19 protein-coding genes and 1 tRNA gene are annotated in these 24,858 nt (G+C 73.0%); 8 read left to right on the top strand and 12 right to left on the bottom strand.

The genetic code is table 11. The annotated features are described in order from the left end of the window. Nucleotides 1-140: 140 nt before the first annotated feature. On the bottom strand, nucleotides 141-1,454 hold the full coding sequence (locus K7396_RS06770; RefSeq protein WP_086720753.1) for an FAD-dependent monooxygenase: 1,314 nt from the start codon (nucleotides 1,452-1,454) through the stop codon (nucleotides 141-143). Nucleotides 1,455-2,014: 560 nt separating this feature from the next. On the opposite strand from K7396_RS06770, the gene K7396_RS06765 reads away from it, so the two are divergent. From K7396_RS06765 to K7396_RS06755, 3 genes are all read left to right on the top strand, one after another. Further along, entirely contained in the window at nucleotides 2,015-2,389 is a 375-nt protein-coding gene (locus tag K7396_RS06765) for a chorismate mutase (protein ID WP_086720754.1), read from the top strand. 328 nt (nucleotides 2,390-2,717) lie between these two features. After that, entirely contained in the window at nucleotides 2,718-4,307 is a 1,590-nt protein-coding gene (locus K7396_RS06760; protein WP_152104333.1) for an aldehyde dehydrogenase family protein, read from the top strand. A gap of 203 nt (nucleotides 4,308-4,510) precedes the next feature. After that, a tRNA-Leu gene (locus K7396_RS06755) sits at nucleotides 4,511-4,598 on the top strand. Between the two features lie 304 nt (nucleotides 4,599-4,902). Here the strand turns inward: K7396_RS06755 and K7396_RS06750 are convergent. The 3 genes from K7396_RS06750 to K7396_RS06740 are packed head-to-tail and all read right to left on the bottom strand — an operon-like array spanning nucleotide 4,903 to nucleotide 9,519. After that, nucleotides 4,903-6,465, bottom strand: coding sequence for a GMC family oxidoreductase (locus K7396_RS06750; RefSeq protein ID WP_086715043.1), 1,563 nt, complete (start codon nucleotides 6,463-6,465; stop codon nucleotides 4,903-4,905). A gap of 13 nt (nucleotides 6,466-6,478) precedes the next feature. Further along, entirely contained in the window at nucleotides 6,479-8,053 is a 1,575-nt protein-coding gene (locus K7396_RS06745) for an APC family permease (RefSeq protein WP_086715041.1), read from the bottom strand. Beyond that, the gene (locus K7396_RS06740; RefSeq protein ID WP_152104334.1) at nucleotides 8,050-9,519 is read right to left on the bottom strand and encodes an aldehyde dehydrogenase family protein; all 1,470 of its coding nucleotides are present in this window, start codon (nucleotides 9,517-9,519) and stop codon (nucleotides 8,050-8,052) included. The genes K7396_RS06745 and K7396_RS06740 overlap by 4 nt, the downstream gene beginning before the upstream one ends. Nucleotides 9,520-9,751: 232 nt before the next feature. On the opposite strand from K7396_RS06740, the gene K7396_RS06735 reads away from it, so the two are divergent. After that, complete coding sequence (locus tag K7396_RS06735) at nucleotides 9,752-10,327, top strand: DUF6314 family protein (RefSeq protein WP_308686891.1); 576 nt, start codon at nucleotides 9,752-9,754, stop codon at nucleotides 10,325-10,327. A gap of 135 nt (nucleotides 10,328-10,462) precedes the next feature. Here the strand turns inward: K7396_RS06735 and K7396_RS06730 are convergent, their stop codons facing one another. Further along, the gene (locus K7396_RS06730) at nucleotides 10,463-11,962 is read right to left on the bottom strand and encodes a hypothetical protein (protein WP_086717070.1); all 1,500 of its coding nucleotides are present in this window, start codon (nucleotides 11,960-11,962) and stop codon (nucleotides 10,463-10,465) included. A gap of 194 nt (nucleotides 11,963-12,156) precedes the next feature. Here K7396_RS06730 and K7396_RS06725 point away from each other — a divergent pair, with 194 nt between their 5' ends. Beyond that, nucleotides 12,157-13,506 carry a helix-turn-helix domain-containing protein gene (locus tag K7396_RS06725; RefSeq protein WP_223659700.1) on the top strand — a complete coding sequence of 450 codons (1,350 nt, stop codon included), beginning with the start codon at nucleotides 12,157-12,159 and terminating at the stop codon, nucleotides 13,504-13,506. Between the two features lie 84 nt (nucleotides 13,507-13,590). On the opposite strand, the gene K7396_RS06720 is transcribed toward K7396_RS06725, so the two are convergent. Continuing rightward, on the bottom strand, nucleotides 13,591-14,475 hold the full coding sequence (locus K7396_RS06720) for a class I SAM-dependent methyltransferase (protein WP_086717072.1): 885 nt from the start codon (nucleotides 14,473-14,475) through the stop codon (nucleotides 13,591-13,593). A 77-nt stretch (nucleotides 14,476-14,552) separates the two neighbouring features. Next, the gene (locus K7396_RS06715; RefSeq protein WP_086717073.1) at nucleotides 14,553-15,200 is read right to left on the bottom strand and encodes a TetR/AcrR family transcriptional regulator; all 648 of its coding nucleotides are present in this window, start codon (nucleotides 15,198-15,200) and stop codon (nucleotides 14,553-14,555) included. 566 nt (nucleotides 15,201-15,766) lie between these two features. Here K7396_RS06715 and K7396_RS06710 point away from each other — a divergent pair. Then, the gene (locus K7396_RS06710; RefSeq protein ID WP_086717074.1) at nucleotides 15,767-16,582 is read left to right on the top strand and encodes an SAM-dependent methyltransferase; all 816 of its coding nucleotides are present in this window, start codon (nucleotides 15,767-15,769) and stop codon (nucleotides 16,580-16,582) included. Between the two features lie 92 nt (nucleotides 16,583-16,674). On the opposite strand, the gene K7396_RS06705 is transcribed toward K7396_RS06710, so the two are convergent. Both K7396_RS06705 and K7396_RS06700 read right to left on the bottom strand, forming a co-directional pair. Continuing rightward, nucleotides 16,675-17,583 carry a helix-turn-helix domain-containing protein gene (locus K7396_RS06705; RefSeq protein WP_086717075.1) on the bottom strand — a complete coding sequence of 303 codons (909 nt, stop codon included), beginning with the start codon at nucleotides 17,581-17,583 and terminating at the stop codon, nucleotides 16,675-16,677. 112 nt (nucleotides 17,584-17,695) lie between these two features. After that, nucleotides 17,696-17,938 (bottom strand): DUF397 domain-containing protein, encoded by a 243-nt coding sequence (locus K7396_RS06700; RefSeq protein ID WP_086717076.1) that lies wholly within the window; start codon nucleotides 17,936-17,938, stop codon nucleotides 17,696-17,698. Nucleotides 17,939-18,202: 264 nt separating this feature from the next. Here K7396_RS06700 and K7396_RS06695 point away from each other — a divergent pair, with 264 nt between their 5' ends. Together K7396_RS06695 and K7396_RS06690 are read left to right on the top strand one after the other, a co-directional pair. Then, on the top strand, nucleotides 18,203-18,640 hold the full coding sequence (locus K7396_RS06695; protein WP_223659699.1) for an ATP-binding protein: 438 nt from the start codon (nucleotides 18,203-18,205) through the stop codon (nucleotides 18,638-18,640). Between the two features lie 111 nt (nucleotides 18,641-18,751). After that, entirely contained in the window at nucleotides 18,752-19,669 is a 918-nt protein-coding gene (locus K7396_RS06690; RefSeq protein ID WP_086717078.1) for a LysR family transcriptional regulator, read from the top strand. Between the two features lie 38 nt (nucleotides 19,670-19,707). On the opposite strand, the gene meaB is transcribed toward K7396_RS06690, so the two are convergent. Genes meaB through K7396_RS06675 form a run of 3 tightly spaced genes read right to left on the bottom strand, consistent with a single transcriptional unit; the run spans nucleotide 19,708 to nucleotide 24,840 of the window. Beyond that, the gene (gene meaB / locus K7396_RS06685) at nucleotides 19,708-20,715 is read right to left on the bottom strand and encodes a methylmalonyl Co-A mutase-associated GTPase MeaB (protein ID WP_086717079.1); all 1,008 of its coding nucleotides are present in this window, start codon (nucleotides 20,713-20,715) and stop codon (nucleotides 19,708-19,710) included. A gap of 10 nt (nucleotides 20,716-20,725) precedes the next feature. Then, nucleotides 20,726-22,957 (bottom strand): methylmalonyl-CoA mutase, encoded by a 2,232-nt coding sequence (gene scpA / locus K7396_RS06680; RefSeq protein WP_086717080.1) that lies wholly within the window; start codon nucleotides 22,955-22,957, stop codon nucleotides 20,726-20,728. Further along, on the bottom strand, nucleotides 22,957-24,840 hold the full coding sequence (locus K7396_RS06675; protein ID WP_086717081.1) for a methylmalonyl-CoA mutase subunit beta: 1,884 nt from the start codon (nucleotides 24,838-24,840) through the stop codon (nucleotides 22,957-22,959). Before K7396_RS06675 ends, scpA begins: the two co-directional genes overlap by 1 nt. Nucleotides 24,841-24,858 lie beyond the last annotated feature (18 nt).

Genomic DNA, 24,858 nt, shown 5'->3' with positions numbered 1-24,858 from the left:
CTGGTCACCGGGGGCGTGCGGCGCGGCGGCCCCGGCGTTCCATTGTCCTGCACGGCGGTGCGGCGCGGCAGCCGGGCGTCGCACCGCGCACCGGCCGGCCCCGCCGGCCGGCGGAGCGCGGTGCGCGGTGTCCCGCGGCGTCAGCTCTTCAGCTCCCGGCCGCCGAAGGAGCCCGAGCCGTCGGCCGCGGCCCAGGCGGCCGTCAGCCCGGCCTGGTCCAGCGTCCGCCAGTCCGGGGTGTCCTGGACCAGGAACCGGCCCAGCCGCCGCCCCAGCTCGACCATCGTCCGGCCGGCCGCGCCGCGCTCGGCGCCGTACCCGGCCGCCGCGTCGGGCCGCTCCGGCGTGGCGCGCAGCGCGGCCTCCAGGGCCGCGGCGTCCTGCAGCGCCTTGACCGCGCCGGCGCCGGTGTGCGGGCGGGCGACGGTGGCCGCGTCGCCCGCGAGCAGCAGCCGGCCCGCGGTGTAGCGCGCCGCGGTGAAGTCGTACATCGGCTGGATGAACAGCTCGTGACGTGGCGTCAGCCGCATCAGCCCGCCCCAGTAGGGCGGCAGCAGCTCGTCGGTGACGTAGGCGAAATGGGCGTGCAGGGCGTCCGTGAGGGTGCCGGGCGGCAGGCTGGTGGGGGTGTCGAGGCCCAGGTCGAGACCGGCGGGCGGGGCGGTGTACAGGACCCAGTTCGCGCGGTGGCCCCCCGCGCCGTCCGGGATGCGGTAGATGATGACATGGCCGCCGTCGAAGACGCCGTAGACGCAGTCCTCTTCGGCCCAGGGGCCGGCCGGCAGGCCGGGGAAGCGGAGTTCCGTCAGCCGCTCGGCCGGGACCGCGCCGCGCCAGGCGAGATAGCCCGCGTAGTCGGGCCGCACGCCGGGAAACGCGGCCTCGCGGACCACCGAGCGATAGCCGTCGGCGCCGATGACCAGGTCGAAGTGCTCGCTGCGGCGGCCGCTGCCGGAGCCGGGACCGTACCGCTCGCCGTGGCCCGCGGCGCTCTCGCCCCCGTCGTCGGCGCCGTCGAGGCGGAGGGTGGCGCCGTCCGCCGTCTCGGCGACCGCGTCCACCCGCACCCCCGGCCGGAAGACGGTCTCCTCGGGCAGCCGCCGCCGTAACTCCCGCCAGAGCGGCCCCCAGCAGTACGAGCGGAACGGAAAGGGCAGCGTCCCGATCTCGCGGCCGAGCGGAGCGGCGCCGTCGCGGACGTACCAGCGACGGGTGGTCAGCTGCACCCACGGCATGCCGGTGTCCAGATACCCGGCGGACGCGAGTTCGGCGTACCGGGCGTTGTGCACCGCGAGGCCGACCCCGCGGTCCGCGAGGTGCCCGGCGGTGCGTTCGAAGACGGTGACCCGGCCCGCGCCGCCCCGGTGGGCGGCCAGCGCCGTGGCGCACCCCGCGATACTGCCGCCCACGACGGCGACATCGGCCCCCGCGATACGGATTCGGTCCCTGCTCATGGCGATTACCCCCTGCGTTGTCCGGCGCCGATGGTCGGTCGGCTGCCAGGTGCGACCGGGCTCATCCTCCCAGGGGGAGCCCGTACCGTCCCGCCGTCCGCGCGCCCGTAGGACGGTCGGCCTCGATGTCGCCGCCGGTCAAGTGAACCGTCCGCCTGGGCGGACCGGTGTCCCCCACATCGCCCGGATCCTCGGAGCGAAATGAGGGATGGCGGGACCGCGACCTGGGTATGTGCCTGAGCCGGGGACGGGCCGCGTGCCGCGCCCCGGGATGAGCGGCCCGGTGGCGGGTTCTGTGGGGGAGCCTGCCACCGGGCGTGGTCCGCGAGGAGAGACCCCGGGCCACCGGCGCCGGGGGCGTCAGGATCACGAGAGAACCGCGTCCGCCGTCGCTGCGGCCCCGGCAGGGTCCCGCCCGCCCGGAAGGGCCCGCTCCGGTCCGATCGGCGAGACCGGCCCGGCCGCCCGTCACCGTCCGGGTAATGTGCACCCGATCATCGCGGAAACAGCACCCGCACGACACCGCACCAGGCAACCGAACCACGAATGGCGAGACGCACATGAGCGAGGGGACAGCACCGGCGGCCGGCGAAGCGGCAGCCGTCGCCGACGAGGCGGCCCGTGAGCGGCTGAGCTATCTGCGCGGCAGCATCGACAACCTCGACGCCGCCCTGGTGCACCTGCTCGCCGAGCGCTTCAAGTGCACCCAGCAGGTCGGCGAGCTCAAGGCCCGGCACAGCCTGCCGCCCGCCGACCCGGCCCGCGAGGCCGCACAGATCGAGCGGCTGCGCCGGCTGGCCGAGGACGCCAGGCTGGATCCGGCCTTCGCCGAGAAGTTCCTCAACTTCATCATCGGGGAGGTCGTCCGCCACCACCGGGCGATCGCCGACCGGACCCAGGAGACGGGGGAGCCGGCCGAACCCGCGGCCGGCTGAGCCGGTACGCACGACGGACGAGGGTGGGCGGTGCCATCGCGGCGCCGCCCACCCTCGCCGCGTTGCGCGCCGGGCAACTTCCCTTCTGCTACCGCCTGTTGGCGCCGGATACCGGGAGTGCCGGCGGCCCGAGCCGCCCCCGGGAGCCACGCGGTCGCCTCACCCGGGTGGCCCCGCCGCCCGCGCCGAGTGACACTCGCCATACCTGACGCCGGACCGTCCCGCGGTGCCGCCCTGCCCACTACCGTCCAGTAACACGGTTCCTCCGGGAGCCGCCCGAGCGCCACCACCCTGTCCCTCCGGCCGTGCACCGAGAGCGGAGACACCGATGGCCCCCACCGCCCCCTCGAACCCGCAGCACGACGCGCACACCTCGCCCGCCCCGACGCTCGCCCTCAAACCCGGAACGTCCTGGCAGGACGCCTGGCGGCGCAGCCTGGCCGCCGCCCCCGAAGCCTTCCGCGACGACCGGGTCCTCAACCTCTGGGCCGCCGCCTGGCATCCGGACGGCGACCCGCTGCCCGCCACCAGCCCCGTCGACAACACCCCCATCGCCGGCCCGCCCCGCCTCGACGCGGACGCCGCGCTGCACGCCGTACGCGCCGGTCTCGACCAGCACCGGGCCTGGCGCCAGGTGCCGCTGACGGACCGCAAGGCCCGGATCTCCGCGGCCCTCGACGCGCTGACCGGGCACCGCGAACTGCTCGCGCTGCTGCTCGTCTGGGAGATCGGCAAGCCCTGGAAGCTCGCCCAGGCCGATGTCGACCGCGCCATCGACGGCGTCCGCTGGTACGTCTCCGGGATCGACGGGATGGTCGCCGGCCGCGCCCCGCTGCCCGGCCCGGTCAGCAACATCGCTAGCTGGAACTACCCGATGTCGGTGCTGATCCACGCGATGCTCGTCCAGGCGCTGGCCGGCAACGCCGTGATCGCCAAGACCCCCACCGACGGCGGCCTGGCCTGTCTCACGCTGGCCTGTGCCCTGGCCGTCCGTGAAGGGGTCCCGGCCACCCTGGTCAGCGGCAGCGGCAAAGAACTCTCGCCGGCCCTCGTCCGTTCGCCGGAGATCGGCTGCGTCTCCTTCGTCGGCGGCCGCGACACCGGGGCCAGGGTCGCCACCGCCGTCGCCGACCTCGGCAAACGCCACATCCTCGAACAGGAGGGCCTCAACACCTGGGGCATCTGGAACTACACCGACTGGCCGTCCCTGACCCCGCTGGTGCGCAAGACCTTCGACTACGCCAAGCAGCGCTGCACCGCCTACCCCCGCTTCGTCGTCCAGCGTGAGGCTTTCGCCGACTTCCTCGCCGCATACCTCCCGGCCGTGCGCGGTGTCCGGTTCGGCCACCCGCTGGCCGTCGCCGATCCGGCCGACCCGCTGCCCGAACTCGACTTCGGCCCGCTGATCAACGCCGCCAAGGCCAAGGAGCTCGCCGGCCTCACCACCGAGGCGATCTCCCGGGGCGCCGTCCCGCTGCACCGCGGCAGCCTCGCCGACGGCCACTTCCTGCCCTCCCAGGACACCTCGGCCTACTTCCCGCCCACCACCCTCCTGGCCCCGCCCTCCTCCTCCCCGCTCCACCACGCCGAGCCCTTCGGCCCCGTCGACACCCTCGTCCTCGTCGACACCGAGGCCGAGCTCCTCGCCGCCATGAACGCCAGCAACGGCGCCCTGGTCGCCAGCCTGTCCTGCGACGACAAGGAGACCTTCGACCGCCTCGCCCCGCAGATCCGCGCGTTCAAGGTCGGCCACGGCAAGCCCCGCTCCCGCGGTGACCGCGACGAGCTCTTCGGCGGCTTCGGCAACTCCTGGAGCGGTGCGTTCGTCGGCGGCGACCTCCTGGTCCGCGCGGTCACCGAGGGCCCGGCCGCCGAACGCCTGCCGGGCAACTTCCCCGACTACCACCTGATGCCGTAGCCGTACGGCCTCGCCGCCGGGGGGAAGCCCCCCGGCGGCGGGAGCGCACGTGGCCTGCGGGGGCCACTGATATGCGCGACATGTCCCTCGATGCCCATAAATCGAAGTTATGTAGCGGACGGATACGCAGGTGAAAGGCACTCCGAAACCTTGGTATTGTTGTCCACGTCGCCGCGGGAAGCGCCCCGCGAAGATCACACCTAGTCCGGGTGGCGGAATGGCAGACGCGCTAGCTTGAGGTGCTAGTGCCCTTTATCGGGCGTGGGGGTTCAAGTCCCCCCTCGGACACCAACGAAAACCCCTGCTGAGCAGGGGTTTTCTGCTTTTCCGGGCGCCGCCGGGAAAAAGTCCGAATTGACTGTTCCATTCAGTTTGGTCGGGAGTATCCTGAGGGCAGGCCTACGGGGCGAGCGAGGGAGTCCGACCGGACCGGCCTCGGGGAAGGCAACTCTGGTTGCCGCCGAGGACGTGAAGGAAGGCCGGGCTGAGAGGCCGGAAGGTCGGAAGACCGGACGGCGACCCCTAGCACCTGATCCGGACCATGCCGGCGAAGGGAGCCCACCTCGTAGGTCGTCGCTGTGCGCCGGGGCGCCGGTCAGTCGGCGCGCATCAGGTCCGCGCACTTCTCCCCGATCATCATCGTGGTGATACAGGGGTTCACGGCCGGCAGGAACGGCATCACCGAGGCGTCGGCCACCCGCAGACCCGTCACCCCCTTGACGCGCAAGTGGGGGTCGAGGGGCGTCGACGGGTCGTCGGGAGCGCCCATCCGGACCGTGGACGCGGGGTGGTAGACGGTGTTGTGGGTGGCGCGGATGTAGTCGAACAGGTCGGCGTCGGAGTGGGTGGAAGGGCCGGGGGCGAGTTCGGTGCCGGCCCACTCGGCCATCGGGGGCTGGGAGACGATCTCGCGCGCCAGGCGCAGGCCGTGGATCATCACGCGGACGTCGTGCTCGTCGGTGAAGTAGCGCGGGTCCACCATGGGCTTGTCGCGGAAGTCGCGGGTGCGCAGCCGGACCGTGCCGCGGGAGCGGGCCCGGGTGACGTTCGGGGTGAGGCAGAAGGCGTTCTCCGACGTGGGGTAGCCGCGGCGGTAGGTGTTCATGTCGAAGGGCACGCTGCCGTAGTGGAACATCAGGTCCGGGCGGTCCAGGCCCGGTTCGGTGTTCACGAAGATGCCGATCTCCCACCACTGGGTGGACGTCTCGACCATGGGTCGCTTGGCGTCCCACATGATCACACCCTCCGGGTGGTCCTGGAGGGAGGAACCGACGCCGGGGGAGTCGACGAGCGGCTCGATGGCGGTGGCCCGCAGATGGGTGGCCGGGCCGATGCCGGAGAGCATGAGGAGCTTGGGGGTGTCGATGGCGCCGCAGCAGACGACGGTCTCGCGGCGGGCGTTGACGGTGCGGGTGTGGATCAGGTCCGGTGCGAGGTAGTCCACGCCGGTGCAGCGCCGGGCGGAGTCGAAATTCAGGTGCTTGGCCTGGAGGCCGGTGCGGATGTCGAGGTTCTTGCGGGTGCCCATGAGGGGGTGCAGATAGGACACCGACGCGGAGGAACGGGTGCCGTCCGGGCGGCAGTTGATCTGGAACCAGTTCGCGCCCCGGACGACGGTCTTGCCGGTGTTGAACGGGGTGGTCGGGATGCCGGCGGCGACACAGGCCTCCAGCAGGGCCGCCCCGCACGGGTCGTGGGGCGGGACGGTGCGCAGGGTGACCGGGCCGTTGCGGCCGTGGTGGTCGCCGGGGGCGTCGTTGGTCTCCAGCCGCTGGTAGAGGGGGAAGCAGTCGGCCGCGCTCCAGCCCGTGGCGCCCATCGCGGCCCACTCGTCGAGGTCCTCGGCCGGGGCCCAGAAGGCGATGCAGGAGTTGTGCGAGGAGCAGCCGCCGAGCACCTTGGCGCGGGCGTGCCGCATGAAGCTGTTGCCGTTCTCCTGCGGTTCGACCGGATAGTCCCAGTCGTAGCCGGACTCCAGCAGCCCCATCCAGCGGTCCAGGCGCAGCACGTTCTCGTCGCCGACGTCGGAGGGGCCGGCCTCCAGGAGGCAGACGGTGGCCGCCGGGTCCTCGCTGAGCCGGGCCGCCACGACGGCACCGGCCGTGCCGCCGCCGACCACGACATAGTCGAACTCGTCCACGGGGACGTCTGGGGACATCGCGCGCTCCTGGTCAGGGGGTGGGGGTGCTGCTGCTTCCCGGGCTGCCGCCGTCGGGGGCGCCGGCGGCGTGCATGGCCAGGACGCCGGTGCGCTTGCGCTGGACGAACCAGTAGTAGGTGAACCCGCCGATCGCCACGACCCCGATGAACAGGAAGGCGCCCCAGCGCAGGTACCAGTGCTGCGGGCCGGTCGCGTTGTACACCGCGGCGCGCGGCCAGGCGAGGTTGAGGGACATCCCGAAGCCCCAGAGCACGGCCAGGACGTTCACCGGAAGGCCGAACCTGCCCAGGGAGAAGCGTCCCTTGACCGGGGTCCAGTTGCCGCGCAGCCGCTGGAACAGCATCGGCAGGGTGACCGCCAGGTAGGCGAGGTAGATCATGATGATCGCGATGCTGGTGATCACCGAGAAGATCTGCGGCTGGTTGACGTTGATGAGGAGGATGCCGATCCCCACCAGGCCGATGACGACGGCCGGCAGCACCGGCGTCTGGAAGCGGGGGCTGACCTTGGCGAGCAGCGAGGCGGCCGGGAGGTTGTTGTCACGGGCCATCGCGAACGCCAGCCGGATGCCGGCGGTGTGCACCGCCAGCTCGCACACGGTGATCGCGATGACCACGCACCAGAGCACGATCTGCCCGATGGTCGAGCCGAGCGTGGAGAGCACCACGTACTGCAGACCGTCCACGGCCAGCTTCGCGGAGTGCAGATCGGGCACGGAGAGCAGCGCGAAGAGGAGGATCAGGCCGCCGATGAGGAAGGACGCGACCAGCGCCCGCAGGATGGCGCGGGGGGCGTTGCGGCCGGGGTCCTTGGACTCCTCACCCAGCGACGAGGCGGTGTCGAAGCCGTACATGACGTACGCCGAGGCCAGTGCCGCGGTGAGGAACGCGCCGAAGTAGCCCAGGTTCGTGCCGCTGCCCAGCCCGAAGGTGTTCAGCACCACGCCGGGGCCGCGGGTGACGTGCGCGGCGAGAAGAATGACCAGGACGATGGCGGCGATGAGTTCGATCGCCACGCCCGCGGAGTTGATCCGCGCCATCAGCTTGACGCCGAAGGCGTTCACCAGGGTGGTGAAGGTGATGAGGATGGTGCCGAGCACCACGGCGTTCTCGGCCGCGGACTGGCCGGTGCCGTCGCCGATGAACTGGAACCAGGACGAGATCTGCGGCAGCGTCACCTGGTACGCCAGCGCCACCGCGGACAGCGACACCATGGTGGCGGTCAGCATCATCCAGCCGCCGAGCCAGCCGATGTGCGGGCCGCCGAGTTTCTTGGACCAGTTGTAGACCGATCCGGCCACCGGGTAGCGGGCGGCCAGCTCGCAGAAGCACAGCGCCACCATCAGCTGCCCGAGGAAGACCATCGGCCACGACCACCAGTAGGCCGGTCCGCCGTGGGCGATGCCGAAGTAGAAGAGCTGGAAGGTGCCGGTGAGGATGGAGATGTAGCTGATCCCGGCGGCGAAGGTGTGGAAGTTGCCCAGGGTGCGCTTGAGTTCCGGCTTGTAGCCGAGCTCGGCGAGCGAGTCGTCGTCGTGCGAACCGTCGGCCCGGGTGCCGGGGCGGGGGGTGTCGGGGCCGGTCACTCGAACCACCTCTGCGGACGCGGCGCGGTGTTGCGCCAGACGTGCTTGGCCTCCTGGTACTCGGCCAGCCCCGCCGGCCCCAGTTCGCGCCCGACGCCCGACTGCTTCATGCCGCCCCACTCCGCCTGCGGCACATACGGGTGGAAGTCGTTGATCCACACCGTGCCCGCGCGCAGCCGGGCGGCGACCCGGTGGGCCCGGCCGCTGTCCTGCGTCCAGACCGCCCCGGCCAGCCCGTAGACCGTGTCGTTGGCGAGCGAGACCGCCTCGTCCTCGGTGCGGAACCGTTCGACGGTCAGCACCGGGCCGAAGCTCTCGTCGCGGACGACGGTCATGTCCGGGGTGCACTCGTCCAGCACGGTCGGCAGGTAGTAGAAGCCGTTCGACAGCGAGGGGTCGTCGGGCCGGGCGCCGCCGCACAGCAGCACGGCGCCCTCGTCGAGCCCGGCCGCCACATACGCCTCGATCTTCGCGAGGTGCGCGGCCGAGATCAGCGGGCCGGTTCTGGCGTGTTCGTCGAACGGCCCGCCGAGCCGGATCCGCTGGGCGCGGGTGACCAGTTCGTCGACGAACGCGTCGTGCAGCTCCTCCTGGACCAGCAGCCGGGCGCCCGCCGAGCAGACCTGCCCGGAGTGCAGGAACACCGCCATCAGCGCGTAATCCACGGCGGTGTCGAAATCGGCGTCGGCGAAGACGATATTGGGGTTCTTGCCGCCCAGCTCCAGGGCGATCTTCTTCACCGTGGGCGCCGCCGCGGCCATGATGCGCCGGCCGGTGACCAGGCCGCCGGTGAAGGACACCATGTCCACCCGCGGGTCCTCGGTCAGCGGGGCGCCCACGGCCTGGCCGGTGCCCAGCACCAGGTTGGCCGCGCCGTCCGGCAGGCCCGCCTCGGCCAGCAGCCGCATGAGGTGAATGGCGGTGTGCGGGGTCAGCTCACTGGGCTTGAGGACGAAGGTGTTGCCCGTGACCAGCGCGGGGGCCACCTTCCACGCGGTCTGCAGCAGCGGGTAGTTCCACGGGGTGATCAGCGCGCAGACGCCGACCGGCTCGTGCCGCACCGTGCTGTCGATCTCCGGATCGCCCGCGTCCACCACCCGGTCGGTGCCGCCGGCCGCGCCGAGATTGCCGAAGTAGCGGAAGCAGTTGGCGATGTCGTCCATGTCGTAGGCGCTCTCGACCAGCCGCTTGCCGGTGTCCAGCGACTCGGCCCTGGCCAGCGCGTCCTTGTCGCGCTCCAGCAGCTCGGCGACGCGCAGCACCAGCCGGCCGCGCTCGGCCGCCGGTGTCCGCGGCCAGGGCCCGTCGTCGAAGGCGGCCCGGGCGGCGCCGATGGCGGTTGCCGCGTCCTTCGGCCCGCCCTCGTCGACGGTCGCGACCAGCGTGCCGTCCGCCGGGCAGCGGATCTCCCGCACCTGCCCGTCGGCCGCTGCGGTCCACTGACCGCCGATGAACAGCTCCGGCATGGTGGTGCCTTTCGGTCTCCGGCTCGTACGAGGCGGCAGCGGCGGGCGTGGCGCCCCGGCCGACGGCGTCGGGCCGACGGGCGGCCCGCCCTGAGGGCCTCGGTGACGGTCACTGAACCGAGAGTAAGACGGGCGGTGCGGCTCCGCACGGTACGAGGGGCCGGGGGAGAGGGGAGCGGTACCGGGTGGGGCCGACGGAGTGACCGGGGCGGGCGGACGGGAGAATGGGGGGATGGGCAGTGAGCTGGACCGGGGGCGCGAACGGGAGCCGGGGCGGGGCGCGGGGGCGCGGCCGGGCGCGGAGGCGTCGCCGGTGGCAGGTCCGGACGTCGCGGTGCCGGGGCAGGTCGCGGAGCCGGTCGCCGGATCGTCGCCGTACCCCGTCCCTGATGCCGCGGGGTACCTCGGCGGCCGCTGGAGCATCGAGCGCACCGTCTGCGACCTGCGGGCCGGCGTCGAGGGGAGCTTCCGCGGCACCGCCGAGTTCCGTCCCGATCCGGCGGGTCCCGGGATGCTGCACGTCGAGGAGGGGCACCTGCGGTGGGGCGGCGCGGAGCAACCGGCGAGCCGCACCCTGCGACTGCGGCCCCGGCCCGACGGCACCGCCGAGGTCGAGTTCGCCGACGGCCGGCCCTTCCACGACCTCGACCTGAGGACCGGCCGCTGGAACACTGTCCACCCCTGTGCCGCGGACCGGTACGCGGGAAGCTTCACCGTCACCGGGCCGGACACCTGGCACCTGGAGTGGCGGGTCGCCGGGCCGGCGAAGGACCAACTGCTGCGCTCTCGGTACCGGCGGCTGGGGTGAGAGCGGCGGCGCCGGTACACGGATGACCGCGGCGTCCCGTGCGCGGACGACCACCGGCACCGTGCGCGGACGCGCCACGGCGCCCCCGGGGAGAGCTGTCCCGGGGGCGCCGTGGTGCGTGTGGGGAGCGTGGGCTCAGGCAGCCGGCAGCTTCCCCCGGCCGAAGAGCTTGCGCTCGTCGTGCAGGGCGAACGGCGTGGTCCGCAGGTCGGCGATCTGGATGCCGAAGATCTTCAGTTGCAGCATCAGCTCGGTCTTGAGGTCGTAGCCCGCGCTGAGCGCCCAGGCCGGGGCGCCGCCGCCACTGGCCGCCGCGGCCCGTCCGGTGAGGTGCACGGACAGGTCGCCGCCGACGCCCGCGGTGTCGTAGAGGAACACCTGGGCGTGCGCCCCGACGCGGGCCGTCGCGGAGGCCGCGCCCTCGACCCGGGGAGCGGCGCCCCGGGTCTGCTGCCGCGCCTCGTGCAGCGGCTGCCACCCGCCCTGGCGGTCGTACTTCGCGCCGACGGCGAACGCGCCGGAGGTGCGCTGGTCGGCGTCGAGCACGATGCGCCCGCCCGCGGTGAAGCGGTAGGTGAAGGTGACCTCGGTGCTGACCACGACGGGGACCGGGCCCACCCAGAAGACGTGCCGCCCGGTGACCGCCGCCAGCGGCACCGCGACCTGTCCGGTGTCGGCGGTCCCGCGGACCTTGCCGTGCACCTGCCAGCCGTAGGCGTACGAGCCGCCGAGGCCGATGGCCGCGCGCTGCGGCAGCAGGTTCAGCCCGCCGCGCTTCTCGTACTGGAAGATCAGCTCGGGCCGGAAGGTCACCTCGCCGGACAGCCGGGCGGGAGACTTGCCGGTCGCCTCGATGCCCTTGGGCAGCGGCACCTTGACGCCCAGCCGCAGGGTGGTGAGCGCCTTGCGCGCGTCGGGCGACAGCGCGCTGCCGGAGGAGCTGGGGGCCGGGCGGGTACCGGAGGGCACGAGCTGGGTGCGGACCCCGGAGGAGCCGGACGCCGAGGGGCTCGGGGAGCCGGAGGCGGTGGCGCCGGGGCTGCCGGACGGGGTGGCCGGAGCGCCGCTCTCCGTGGCGGAACCGGCACCGGGCTTCTGCACCGTGACACCCGAGGAGAGCGGCCTGACCGAGATCTCACCGGGCTGCAACGCCGCGCGCTGGTCCACCTTCTGATCGCCGAGCAGCTCCGAGAGCGTGGCGGGCGCGGTGGTGACCCGGACCTTGCCGTCGCGGGAACCGGTCACCTTGCCGACCTTGAACAGCGCACCCGACGGGGCATGGCGGTTGGGCGCGGCGGCGATCACGTCGCCGGTCCGTACGGTCTTGCCGGCCGACGGCTTGAGTTCCGCCTGCTTGCGCTGTGCGTCGTACGACGAGAGCTGCACGGAGACCGAGTTGCCGGAGCGGGTCGGCGCGTCGGAGGGCCGGGCGACCGCGGCGGTGCCCTCCGGACCGGAGGCCCGGGCGTCGTCCGGCACGGCACCGGGGGCGGTCGGCCCGGTGGCCGGTATGCCGGCCGAGGAGGTGCGCGGGGCGTCGGGGCCCGAGAGCAGCGCATGGGCGCCGAGGGCGGCGGGGACGAGCACGCCGACCGCGGCGGCGGGCACCGCGATGCGACGCCAGGAAACAGCCATGGGATTCCTTGGTGGTGCGGGGGGTGACGGGGAGGTACAGCGGGGCCGGGCGCCGAACTGCCGGACGGATCCGGACGGCTGGGGAAAAGTCGTCCAAGATCGAACATCTGTAGGGGTTCGGGCGGCTTCCTCGTAGCATGGCGACGAATGATCGCTTTCGCCATGGGGAAAGACACCGAGTCGGGAGGGGACGGGTGGAGACTTCCACAACGGTGCCGGAGTCCGTCGCCGCGCTGCACGCCGGAATCGACGCCCTCACCGACGAGGTCATCGGCGGCCTGCGGGCCCAGCTCCCCTCGTACGCGGCGGTGCCGGCGGACCGGCTGCGGCCACGGGTGCTGGCGTCCCTGCGCAACGGCCTGTCGCTGGTGCAACGCTGGTCGGAGGAACGGCGGTTCCCCCGCGGGCCCGGCCACGACCGCGACCGGGCGTACGGCATCCCCGAGACCCACCTCGACGAGGTGACGACGCTGGCGCGCTCCCTGCCCGCCGAGGACATCATCTCGGCCTACCGGATCGGGACGGACATCGTCTGGCGGCGGTTCGGCGAGGAGATGGCGGCCCGCCGCGGCACCGCCGAGGACCTGCTGCCGATCGCCGAGACGCTGCGCGCCTGGGTCGACGCCAACACCCTGCGCATCGTCCGCAGTTGCGGGGTCGGCATCCCGGGCGACCGGGCGACGGACCGCCGGCGCGCGGCGCTGGTCCGCGCCCTGCTGCTCGGTGAGGCGCGGTGGGGCGCCTCCGGTTCCCCGGGCGGCACGTGGGGCACCGGACCGGCCGGCGACGGCGCGGGCGACGGGCACCGGGTGGGCGGACACCCCGACGACGGGGACGCCGCGGAGGGCGGGTACGACCACAGCGCGCTCCGTCTGCCCTTCCGCGCGCGCCTGCCCGAGGATGCCCCGCCCGGCGCGCCGGACCGCATACCCGCGCCCGGCCCCGACCCGCACCCCGCAGCCCATCCCGGCCCCGGCGACCGCGCCTTCGAGCGGATCGTCGCCCTGCTGCGCCCCTGGCTCGCCCTGGACGGGGACGGGAAGCCGCTGGTCACGACCGTGGACGGCGATGTGGCGGGGCTGCTGACCGGCCGTCCGGCCGGTTTGTGCCGCGGCCTGGTCCTGGGGCTGGGCGCCCCGGCCCCCGCGCCCGGACTCGCCGCGGAGTTCACCCGGGCCACCCAGGCGCTGCGGGCCGCGGACGGCTTCGGACTCGTCGGGGCGTTCACCCGCGAGGAACTGGGACTGCGGGCCACCGTCGTGGCGCTGCCGGCGGTGGGGGAGCAGCTGGTCGGGCTGCGCCTGGCGCCGCTGGCCGAACGGGGCGAGGACGGCGCCCAGTTGGAGGAGGCCGCGGCCGCCTACCTCCAGCAGGGGCTGCGCCTGGAGGCCGCCGCGCGGACCCTCTACGTCCACCCCAACACCCTGCGCAACCGGCTGCGGCGCTTCGAGGAGATCACCGGCACCAGCCTGCGTGACCCGGCCGACCTGGCGGAGGTCTGGTGGGCGCTGACGCACCGCAGGATCCACGGTCCGGCGAACTGAGGCGCGGGCCCGGCCCGTACCGACGGGCCACCGGGGCCGGGCCGGGCCGGAGCGGGCCGCCGGGCGCCCGCGCCGGCCGGTGGCTCAGACCTTGACCGCCCGCAGCGCGTACAGCAGCGGAATGATCGGCTCCGACGGCGGGAGCCGCCACCAGCCGTTCTCGGACGGCACCATCGAGTCGAACCGCTTCCACGGCAGCAGCTCGGTCTCCCGGACCAGTTGCACGGTCAGCCCCGCCCCGACCACGGCGGAGACGACCTCCCCGAGGCCGTGCCGCCACTCGTAACTCGTGGTGGCACCCTCCACCGGCGGGCCGTCGGTATAGGTGCACGGCGTATCGCTCCGGAGTGGCCCGCGACCGCCCAAGTAGTCGTGGTGGAGCCGCAGTTGCTGCCGGTCCGGGCTCGGCGTCGGCCCCAGGGAGTCGAGCAGCGGATGGAATTCGACGAGGTAGAGCGTCCCGCCGGGCCGGAGCAGCGAGCTGACGATCTCCGCCCAGGCGGCCAGGTCGGGCAGATAGCACAGCGCGCCCTTGCCGGTGTAGATCACGTCGAACCGGCGCCCGCCCAGCGCCTCCACGGCCCGGTGCACATCCGACCGGACGAACTCCACGCTGCGGCCGGCCTCCTCGGCAAGCCGTCGTGCCTCGCCGACCGCGGCGGCCGAGAAGTCGAGCCCCACCGTGCGCGCGCCCCGCTCGGCGAACGCGGCCGTCTCGGTGCCCAGATGGCACTGCAGGTGCAGGACGTCCCGCCCGGCCAGCTCGCCCAGGTCCGTCCACTCGAAGGGCGCGAACCAGTCCTCGGCGGTCCGGGACCCGTCCAGGCCGTAGAACCGGCTCGCCACATGCACCGGGGTACGGGCGTCCCAGTTCGCCTCGTTGGCCCGCACCATCTCCTCGACGGTGGGCGCCTCGGCGCCGGGCGAGGCCCCCGGGGCGGTCGACAGCTCACTCTGCTCTGTGGTCATCCCTCTCTTGTACCGGCCGGGCAGGGGACCCGGCCAGTACGGCAGGCGCCATGTCGCCACGCCTCGGGGAGGACCCCCTACGGCTCCCGGCCCGGCGTCGTCCACACCTCGCCGTCGAGGACGTTGCGCATGCCCACCCACACCATGTTCATCAGCCGCAGGGTGATCCGCTCGGGCGGTTCCTCGGGGTGCAGCGTCATCCAGTCGGTGAGCGAGTCCGCCGCCCCGACCAGGGCGTACGTCACGAAGTCGGCCTCGTCGTCGGGGCAGGCGGGGCCGGCATCCGCCGCGTCGCCGGCCCGGACCAGCCCGGAGACCTCCGTCACCACCGCCCGCCGGGTGCGGGCCAGCTCCGCCGCGATCGCCGGGCTCAGCTCCGCCGCCTGACGGTGCAGCACCACCCAGCTGTCGCGGTGCCCGGTGACGAAGGTGAAGAACGCCAGCAGTCCGGCCCGCAGCCGGAGTTCGGGACCGTGCACCGGGCCCGCCGCGGCCCGTAGCGCGCTCACCAGGCGTTCGGTCTCGCGCCGCAGGCAGGCGAGGAACAGCCCCTCCTTGGAGTCGAGGTAGAGGTAGACCATCGGCTTGGAGACCCCGGCGAGTTCGGCGATCTCCTCGACCGAGGCGGCGTGATAGCCGCGCTTGGCGAAGACCCCGATCGCCGCGTCGATGATCTGCTGCTCCCGGACCGGGCGGGGAACGCGTCGCCTGCGTGTATCCGTCATCCGGTCCAGCCTACCGTAACGTTACTAACGGGTAAGTTTACGTTGAAGTAAGGCAGTGGCCCGCCACGGGCCTCTCCGGGCGGATCCGGAAGACGGGTGTAAAGCGGGCCGACGGTGGTAGGCGTGGTCACACAACGCTCCATTCCACAACGGGAGTTGCTCGGGTGCCTGCCGTGGTGGAACCGGATGCGGACCGGGCCGGAGTGCGCTCCTGGGACGACCCGGACCGCGCGGGGGGCGTGCCCGGCGTCGGGTGTCGCCGGGGAAGTGGAACGGGCCGCCGCCTGTGAGTGGCGTGGCGGCGGCCCGTACCCCCGCGCCGGCGGACGCGCGGCCCGCGGCCCGGTCTGGCCGATTGAACACCCTTGATTCGTACGTCTGTTGGGGTGCTCCGGCGTGCCCGTGGCGCGGCATCCGGCACTTCTTGCCAAGGGACCCCGCCGCTCGTCTGCGGCAACCGCCGTTCGGTGGGTATGTTGGGGCCTTGCGGCGCGTGGTCACTCCTGTACGGAGCGATCACCCCTGCCCCATGGCTGATGACTGTCGAAGCGACGGGAAAGTGTGGAATGAGCCAGGAATCACGACCGCAGTCCAGTGCCGTCGATGTCAGCATCCCGAGTGTGGCGCGGATGTACGACTACTACCTGGGCGGCAAGGACAACTACGCCGTGGACCGCGAGGCCTGTGAAGAGCTGAGCAAGGTCGTCCCGAGCACCCAGGTGCTGGCGATCAACAACCGGCGTTTCCTGCAGCGGGTGGTCCGCTGGCTGGCTCGCGAACACGGCATCCGCCAGTTCATCGACCACGGATCAGGTCTGCCGACCCAGGACAACGTCCACCAGGTCGCCCAGCAGGTCGACCCGGACTCCCGGGTGGTGTACGTCGACAACGACCCCATCGTGCTGGCGCACGGCCGGGCGCTGCTGGAGGAGAACGCCAACACCGCCGTGATCCAGGCCGACATGCGGGACACCGACGGCATCTTCGGCAGCTCCGAGGTCGAGCGGCTGATCGACTTCGACCGGCCGGTCGCCGCGCTGTTCGTCTCGGTCCTGCACTGCATACCCGACGCCGACGACCCGGCCGGCCTCATCAAGAGGGTCGCCGACCGGCTGGCGCCGGGCAGCTTCCTGGTGGTGTGTCAGCTGGTCAGCGAGGACGCCGCGACCCGCGACTTCGTCACGGAGTTCATGCGGGTCAGCACCCACGGCCAGTGGGGCCGGGTGCGGCAGGCCCATGAGCTGGCCGGGTTCCTGGAGGGGCTGGAGATCCAGGAGCCGGGCCTGGTGGAGGTCTCCACCTGGAAGCCGGACGCCGACCTCGGGCCCAAGCAGCTCACCCAGGAGTGGATCGAGTTCGGCGGGGTGGCCCGCAAGCCGTAGCGCGCTCGCGGCGCAGGAAGAGGGGCGGGGTGCCCGGTGGGCGCCCCGCCCCTCTCCCTGCGTGATCCGCTCCGCCTGTGCGGTGCCGCGCGTCAGTCCTCCTGCTTGAGCAGCCGCTCCAGGATCGCCAGGGACTCGCGGGGCGACTCGGACTGTGCGCTGAGACGGTCCATCACCGCGAGGTAGTGGTCGACGTCGTCGCGCTTGTCCAGATAGAGCGCGCTGGTCAGCTGCTCCAGGTAGACGATGTCCGGCAGGTCCGGCTCCAGGAACCGCAGGATCGTGATCGGCCCGCCCGCCGCGGCCAGACCGCCCAGGCTGAACGGCGCGATCTGCAGGGTGACGTTGGGCAGTCCGGCCATCGTCAGCAGGTGTCTGAGCTGGCCCGCCATCACCTCCGGTCCGCCCAGCGGCCGGCGCAGCGACGCCTCGTCGATCACGGCCCACACCCGCGGCGCGTCCGAGACGGTCAGCAGCTCCTGGCGCTGTACACGCAGCTGCACCCGCCGCTCGATCTCCTCCGGGGAGGACCGCGGATGCCCGAGCTGGGCCACCGCGCGGGCGTAGTCCGGCGTCTGCAACAGGCCCGGGACGAACTGCACTTCGTACGTGCGGATCACCGAGGCGGCCTCTTCGAGGCCGATGTGCGTCTCGAACCAGCCGGGCAGCACATCGTTGTACTGGTGCCACCAGCCCGGACTGCTGGTCCTGCGCGCCAGCTTGAGGAAGTCGTCGCGGACCGCCTCGTCCGTGACGTGGTAGAGCGTCAGCAGATCGGCGACATCGCGCTCCTTGCAGCTCACCCGGCCGAGTTCCAGGCGGCTGATCTTCGCGTGCGAACCGCGGATGGCCTCCCCGGCGGCCTCGCGGGTGATGCCCGCGCCTTCGCGCAGCCGGCGGAGTTGCGTACCCAGCACGATGCGCAGGACGGTCGGGCCGCCCCGCGGATGCTCCAGGTAGCGGCGCAGGGACGGGTCGCTGCTCGACTGCGCGGCGGTCATGCTGACTCCCCTGAGTGGTCGGGCGAGCGCCCAGTGTCCCACCGCCCCGAGTGCTTCGTACAGCCGGGGCGACTATCCGGCCGACATATGCGCCAATCGCGCCGGCGCACGCTCAGCGGCCGGCGATGAGATCGTCGAAGTCGCCGTCCTTGGCGCCCTGGACGAAAGCCACCATCTCCTCGTGGGTGTAGACCAGCGCCGGACCCGAGGCGAACCGGGAGTTGCGCACCGCCACCCCGCCGTCCGAAAGGGCGGCCAGTTCCACGCAGTTGCCGCTGGGGTTGCTGCGGCGGCTCTTGCGCCAGACGGCGCCTTCGATGCTGGTCGCCTGCATGCCGTTGGTCACCGGCTCCATAACAGCTGCTCCCTTGCTGGAGGCCGCTCTCCGACGGGATCCGGGCCCGCGATCACCTTGGCGTGAACGAGACCCTGAGCGACCGTCCTTACTGATGTAATTGCAGATGCACTTGCATCATGCGACGGCTGACGAGGATATTAGCTCTCCGAGGCAGTCCGGCCCAGCCCCGAAATCCCCCTCGCGGAGATGTTGATGACCACTCATCCGGCAGAGACCGTGCACGACGCCCTTCGGGATGAAGCGTGTGAGGACAGCTGGTGGATGCCCGCCCCTGACGGATTCGCCGCCTGCGCCCTCAGCGGAAGCACCCGCAGCGTGCCGGAGGCCCGCCGGTTCACCCGGGCCACCCTCGCCGGCTGGCAGATGTGCGCCGGCGTGGCCGACGACGTGGCCCTGGTGGTCTCGGAACTCGTCAGCAACGCCCTGCGCTACGGCGCCGAGGACTCCAAGGAGGCCGGGACGTCCGGCGCGCCGGCTCCCTTCTGCACCGCCTGGCTCGCCCTGACCCGCCAGAACTCCTCGGTGCTGTGCGCCGTGTCGGACGCGGGCCGTGGCGCCCCCGTCGTCAAGCCCGCGGACCACCTGGCGGAGTCCGGGCGCGGTCTGCACATCGTCGACCGGCTGAGCGACGCGTGGGGCTGGACGACGCCGGACCCGACCGGGAAGACGGTGTGGGCGACGGTGTCGATGCGCGGCTGAGACCGGCCCGGCGGGGATCCGGCGCGGGCGGCCGTACGCCGCGGGCACGGCGCCGCCGGATGTGTGACGATTCCCGGGTCGTCCCGCTCCGTACGGAAGGCCCGGAATCCGATGGATCTGCTGTCACTGCGCTACTTCCGGGAGGTCGCGCGCCGGGAGCACATCAGCCGGGCCGCCGAGGAACTACGGGTGGCCCAGCCGTCGGTGAGCCGGACGATCGCCCGGCTGGAGGCGGAGCTGGGCGTACGGCTCTTCGACCGGCAGGGCCGTGCCATCCGGCTCAACCGCCATGGCGCCGCCTTCCTGACCCGGGTCGAACGGGCGCTGGACGAACTCGACGACGCACGGCGGGAGATGGCCGACGCCGCCGGGCTGGACGACGGCTCCCTCGCCGTCGCCGCCGAGACCCTGCTGCCGCTCACCGAACTGCTCGCCGCCTTCCGCGCCGCCCACCCCGGCGTCACCCTCCGGTGCCTGCAGTCCACCCCCGAGGTGATGCGGGCCCAACTGCGGGCGCGGGACGTCGACTTCTGCTTCGCCTCCCAGCCGCTGTCCGGGCCCGGTCTGGGCGCGGTGCGGCTGCTGCGCGAAGAGGTGCTGCTCGCCGTGCCGGCCGGTCATCCGCTGGCCGCACGGGAGCGGGTCACGGTGGCCGAGATCGCCGATGAGCCCTTCATCACCACCAGGCAGGGGAACTGGCAACGCGCCCTGCTGGAGCGGCTGTTCACCGCGATCGGGCGACGGCCGGTGATCTCCTGCGAGGGCGACGAGCCCGGCGCCACGCACTTCCTGATCGCGGCCGGGCTCGGCATCGGCCTGATCCCCGCCCTCGCCCGCCCCGAACTCCCGCACGTGCCGCTCGCCTGGCTGCACCTCGACACCCCGGACTGCGTACGGACCCTGGACCTGGTCCGGCGCGAGGACAGCTATCTCTCCACGGCCGCCCGGCGGTTCCGCGCCATGGCCGTCGCCCACTTCGCCGCGCGGGAACACCCCGCCCGGCCGGGACAGGAGACGGGGGCCGGATAGCCGGCCCCCGGGTCCCGCGCCAGCCGCGTGATGGTCCGCTACGCCCCGGCCGCCAGGCCGTCGCCGAGGCCGAACGCCTCCAGCAGCCGTTCCGCCGCCAGCGTCGCGGTGATCTCGCCGTCGCGCACCGCCTGTTCCACGCCGGGGCCCAGCCGGCGCACCTCCGGGTGCTCCTGGAGGCGGTCGATCAGCCGGTCGCGCACCATCGACCAGGTCCAGTCGACCTGCTGGGCGCGGCGCCGCTCGGCCAGTGCGCCGGTGGACTCCAGAAGGGCGCGGTGCTGCTCGACCCGCTCCCAGACCCCCTTCAGGCCGGTGCCCTCGCGGGCGCTGCAGGTCAGCACGGGCGGCGTCCAGGCCGCGTCCGGGGGCTGCAACAGCCGCAGCGCGCCGGACAGTTCGCGGGCCGCCGAACGGGCGTCCCGCTCGTGCGGGCCGTCGGCCTTGTTGACGGAGACCAGGTCCGCCAGCTCCAGCACACCCTTCTTGATGCCCTGGAGCTGGTCGCCGGTGCGCGCCAGGGTGAGCAGCAGAAAGGTGTCGACCATGCCCGCCACCGTGGTCTCGGACTGGCCGACGCCGACCGTCTCCACCAGGACGACGTCGTAGCCCGCGGCCTCCATCACCACGATGGACTCCCGGGTGGCCCGCGCCACCCCGCCCAGCGTGCCGGAGGTGGGGGAGGGGCGCACGAACGCCGCCGGATCCGTCGCGAGCCGCTCCATCCGGGTCTTGTCGCCCAGGATGGAGCCGCCGGTACGGCTGGAGGACGGGTCGACGGCGAGCACCGCCACCCGGTGCCCGGCGCCGGTCAGCAGCGAGCCGAGCGCGTCGATGAAGGTCGACTTGCCGACACCCGGCACCCCGCTGATGCCCACCCGGCGGGCCGCGCCGGAGTGCGGCAGCAGCTCGACCAGCAGCCGCTGGGCCGCCGCCCGGTGGTCGGTCCGGGTGGACTCGACCAGGGTGACCGCACGGGCGATCCAGGCCCGGGAGCCCGCGCGGACCCCCTCGGCGTACCGTTCGACATCGATCGTCGCAGGCATGACCCCCCGATCAGAGTTCGTGGCCGAGGACCGACGCCAGGTCCCGCACCAGGTCGTGCGCGGCGTCCGGGATGACCGTGCCGGGCAGGAAGACCGCGGCGGCGCCCATGTCGCGCAGCGGCTGCACGTCCTGCGGCGGGATCACCCCGCCCACCACGATCGTGATGTCCTCGCGGTCCTCGGCGGCGAGCGCCTCCTTCAGCGCGGGCACCAGGGTCAGGTGGCCGGCCGCCAGCGAGGACACCCCGACGATGTGGACGTCCGCCTCCACGGCCTGGCGGGCGACCTCGGCCGGGGTCTGGAACAGCGGGCCGACATCGACGTCGAAGCCCAGGTCGGCGAAGGCCGTGGCGATCACCTTCTGGCCGCGGTCATGGCCGTCCTGGCCCATCTTGGCCACCAGGATGCGCGGCCGGCGCCCCTCGGCGCGCTCGAACTCGGCCACCAGGTCCCGGGTGCGCTCGACACCGGAGGAGGGGCCCGCTTCATCTCGATACACACCGGAGATCGTACGGATCTGGCCGGAGTGCCGCCCGTAGACGGTCTCCAGGGCGTCCGAGATCTCGCCGACCGTCGCCATCGCACGGGCCGCGTCCACGGCCAGCGCCAGCAGATTGCCCTCCAGCCCCTCGCCGGGGCCGGACTCGGCCGCCGCGGTCAGCGCCCGCAGCGCCGCCTGGCAGGCGTCCTCGTCGCGCTCGGCGCGCAGCCGCTTCAGCTTCTCGATCTGCTGGGCGCGCACCGAGGAGTTGTCGACCTTGAGGACCTCGATCTCCTCGTCGGTCTCCACCCGGTACTTGTTGACGCCGATCAGCGCCTGCCGCCCCGAGTCGATCCGGGCCTGGGTACGGGCCGCGGCCTCCTCGACGCGCAGCTTGGGGATGCCCGCGTCGATGGCCTTGGCCATCCCGCCGGCCGCCTCGACCTCCTCGATGTGCTGCCAGGCCCGCCGCGCCAGGTCGTGGGTGAGCTTCTCGACGTACGCGCTGCCGCCCCACGGGTCGATGACCCGGCAGGTGCCCGACTCCTGCTGCAGGAACAGCTGGGTGTTGCGGGCGATCCGGGCGGAGAAGTCGGTGGGCAGCGCCAGCGCCTCGTCCAGGGCGTTGGTGTGCAGGGACTGGGTGTGGCCCTGCGTCGCCGCCATCGCCTCCACGCAGGTGCGGGTGACGTTGTTGAACACGTCCTGCGCGGTCAGCGACCAGCCCGAGGTCTGCGAATGGGTGCGCAGGGAGAGGGACTTGGGGTTCTTCGGCTCGAAGCGCTGGACCAGACGCGCCCACAGCAGCCGGGCCGCCCGCAGCTTGGCGATCTCCATGAAGAAGTTCATGCCGATCGCCCAGAAGAACGACAGACGCGGCGCGAAGGAGTCCACGTCCATGCCCGCCGCCATGCCCGCGCGCAGGTACTCCACCCCGTCGGCGAGGGTGTACGCCAGCTCCAGGTCGGCCGTCGCGCCCGCCTCCTGGATGTGGTAGCCGGAGATGGAGATGGAGTTGTAGCGCGGCATCTTCTGCGAGGTGTACGCGAAGATGTCGGAGATGATCCGCATCGAGGGCTGCGGCGGGTAGATGTAGGTGTTGCGGACCATGAACTCCTTGAGGATGTCGTTCTGGATGGTCCCGGCCAGCTTCTCGGGCGGTACGCCCTGCTCCTCGGCGGCCACGATGTAGAGCGCGAGAACGGGCAGCACCGCGCCGTTCATCGTCATCGACACCGTCATCTTATCCAGCGGGATGCCCTCGAAGAGCTGCCGCATGTCGTAGATCGAGTCGATCGCGACGCCCGCCATGCCGACGTCGCCGGTCACCCGCGGGTGGTCGCTGTCGTAGCCGCGGTGGGTGGGCAGGTCGAAGGCGACCGACAGGCCCTTCTGGCCGGCCGCGAGGTTGCGGCGGTAGAAGGCGTTGGACTCCTCGGCGGTGGAGAAGCCGGCGTACTGCCGGATCGTCCAGGGCTGGTTGACGTACATCGTCGGGTACGGGCCGCGCAGGTACGGCGTGATGCCCGGGTAGGTGCCCAGGAAGTCCAGGCCGTCGAGGTCCGCCTCGGTGTACAGCGGCTTGACGTCGATGCCCTCCGGCGTCTCCCACGTCAGGTCGTCGACGGCCTTGCCGGTGGACTGCGCCACCGCGGCGGCCCACTCGCCGGTGTCGCCCGCGGCGTCCGCCCCGCCCGGCTTCCCCAGCTCGACCGTGCTGAAGTCCGGGATGGCGCCCGTCTGCTGTGTCGTGTCGTTCATCACGCCACCTCCATGACATCCAGGGCCGAGGACAGCGCCTCGACCGCGTCGCAGCCCGCGAAGACGAAGGCGTCCACCCCGGCCGCTGTGAATTCCTCCCGGCGCTCGCCCGGCTTGCCCGCCAGGTGCACCCGCAGCGCGCCCGCCGACTTCAGCGCGGCCGCCACGGCCGCCGCCTGCTCGCCGTACACCGCGTCGCTCGAACACAGGCAGGCGATCCGCGCACCGCTGCGCGCGAACGCCTCGGCCACCGACTCCGCGTCCACCGGCGCGGCCTCCTGCACCGTCTCGATGCCGCCGGCCTGGAACAGATTGGCCGCGAACGTCACCCGCGCGGTGTGCGCCGCGACCGGGCCCAGCGCGGCCAGGAAGACCTTCGGACGGGCGCCGCTCGCCGCCAGGTGGGCGTCGGAGCGCGACCGCAGCCGCTCGTAGGCGTCGTCCCTGCGCACCCGCGGCAGCCCTCCGCCGATCGGATCGGGCGCCGGCTCGCGGTGCACCGGGGCCTCGGCGAGGTGCGGGAACTCGCTGACACCGGTGATCGGTTCGCGCCGGCGGGCCAGCTCGCCGGTGCGGCGCTCCCAGGTACGGGCCAGCCGGCCGGCGATCATCCCGGAGCGCAGCGCCGCGGCCTGGCCGCCGGCGCCCTCGATCTCCTGGAAGAACGCCCAGGCCGCACGGGCCAGCTCGTCGGTGAGGCGCTCCACGTACCAGGAGCCGCCCGCCGGGTCGATCACCTTGGACAGGTGCGACTCCTCCAGCAGCACGGACTGGGTGTTCCGGGCGATCCGGCGGGCGAACGCGTCGGGCACGCCCAGCGCCTCGTCGAACGGCAGCACCGTGACCGACTCCGCGCCGCCCACACCCGCGGACAGCCCGGCGACGGTGGTGCGCAGCATGTTCACCCACGGGTCCCGACGGGTCATCATCACCGTGGAGGTGACGGCGTGCTGGCGCTGCGCGGAGGCGGCGGGGGAGGCCCCGCAGACCTCGGCGACCCGGGCCCACAGCCGCCGGGCGGCGCGCAGCTTGGCGATCGTCAGGAACTGGTCCGCGGTCGCGGCGTAGCGGAACTCCAGCTGCCGGCAGGCGTCGTCGATGCCCAGGCCGGACTCCGTCAGCTGCCGCAGGTAGGCGACACCGGTCGCCAGCGAGGCGCCCAGTTCCTCGGCGGCGGAGCCACCCGCCTCGTGGTACGGCAGCGCGTCCACAGCCAGCGCGCGCACGCCGGGCGCCTCCGCGGCGCAGCGCGCGGCGATCCGGGCGGCCGATTCCCCCTGCAGGCGCAGCTTGGCGTCGTCGCCCGTACGGGCCAGCAGCCCGAGCGGGTCGGCGCCCAGGCAGCCGACGGCCTCGGCCGTCGGCGCGCCGGACGCGGTGTACAGCCGCAGCAACTCCTCGGCGGCCGGTGCGAAATCGGCGCCGGCGTCCAGGACGACCGCGGCCAGGTCCAGGTAGACACCGTCGAGCGCGCGGGCCATGCCGTCCACGGGCAGCCCGCCGTCGCCGACGGCCAGCCAGACCGAGGTGACGCCGTTCTCCAGGTCGGCCAGCACCGCTTCGTTGGCGCGCACGGGATCGGTGTGGACATGGCGCTGGCGTACGTCCCACCCGGCGACGGTCGTGCCCTCGGGCCGCCCGGCGCGTACGAACGGCGGGAAGCCCGGATGGCCGAGGGCGGCCGTGCCGTCCTCGGCGGTGTAGAGCGGGCGGACGCGGATGCCGTCCTGCAGATCGGTGGCGAGCGCGTCCTCGGCGGCGGTGCCCGTCGCCTCTGTGACGCCCGATTTGCGCAGCACGCCTTCGACGAGGCGCTGCCACTGCTCTCGATCGGCATCGGGGAAGGCGGCGGCCAGGGGGAGTTCGGGGGACTCGGCGGTCATGGCAGCAGGCTAGGCGAA

Origin of the sequence: Streptomyces angustmyceticus, assembly GCF_019933235.1 — a bacterium.
In the GTDB taxonomy this organism is placed as follows: Bacteria; Actinomycetota; Actinomycetes; order Streptomycetales; family Streptomycetaceae; genus Streptomyces; species Streptomyces angustmyceticus.
The sequence above is the reverse complement of the archived record's forward strand: the minus strand, read 5'-3'. Positions and strand labels throughout refer to the sequence as shown.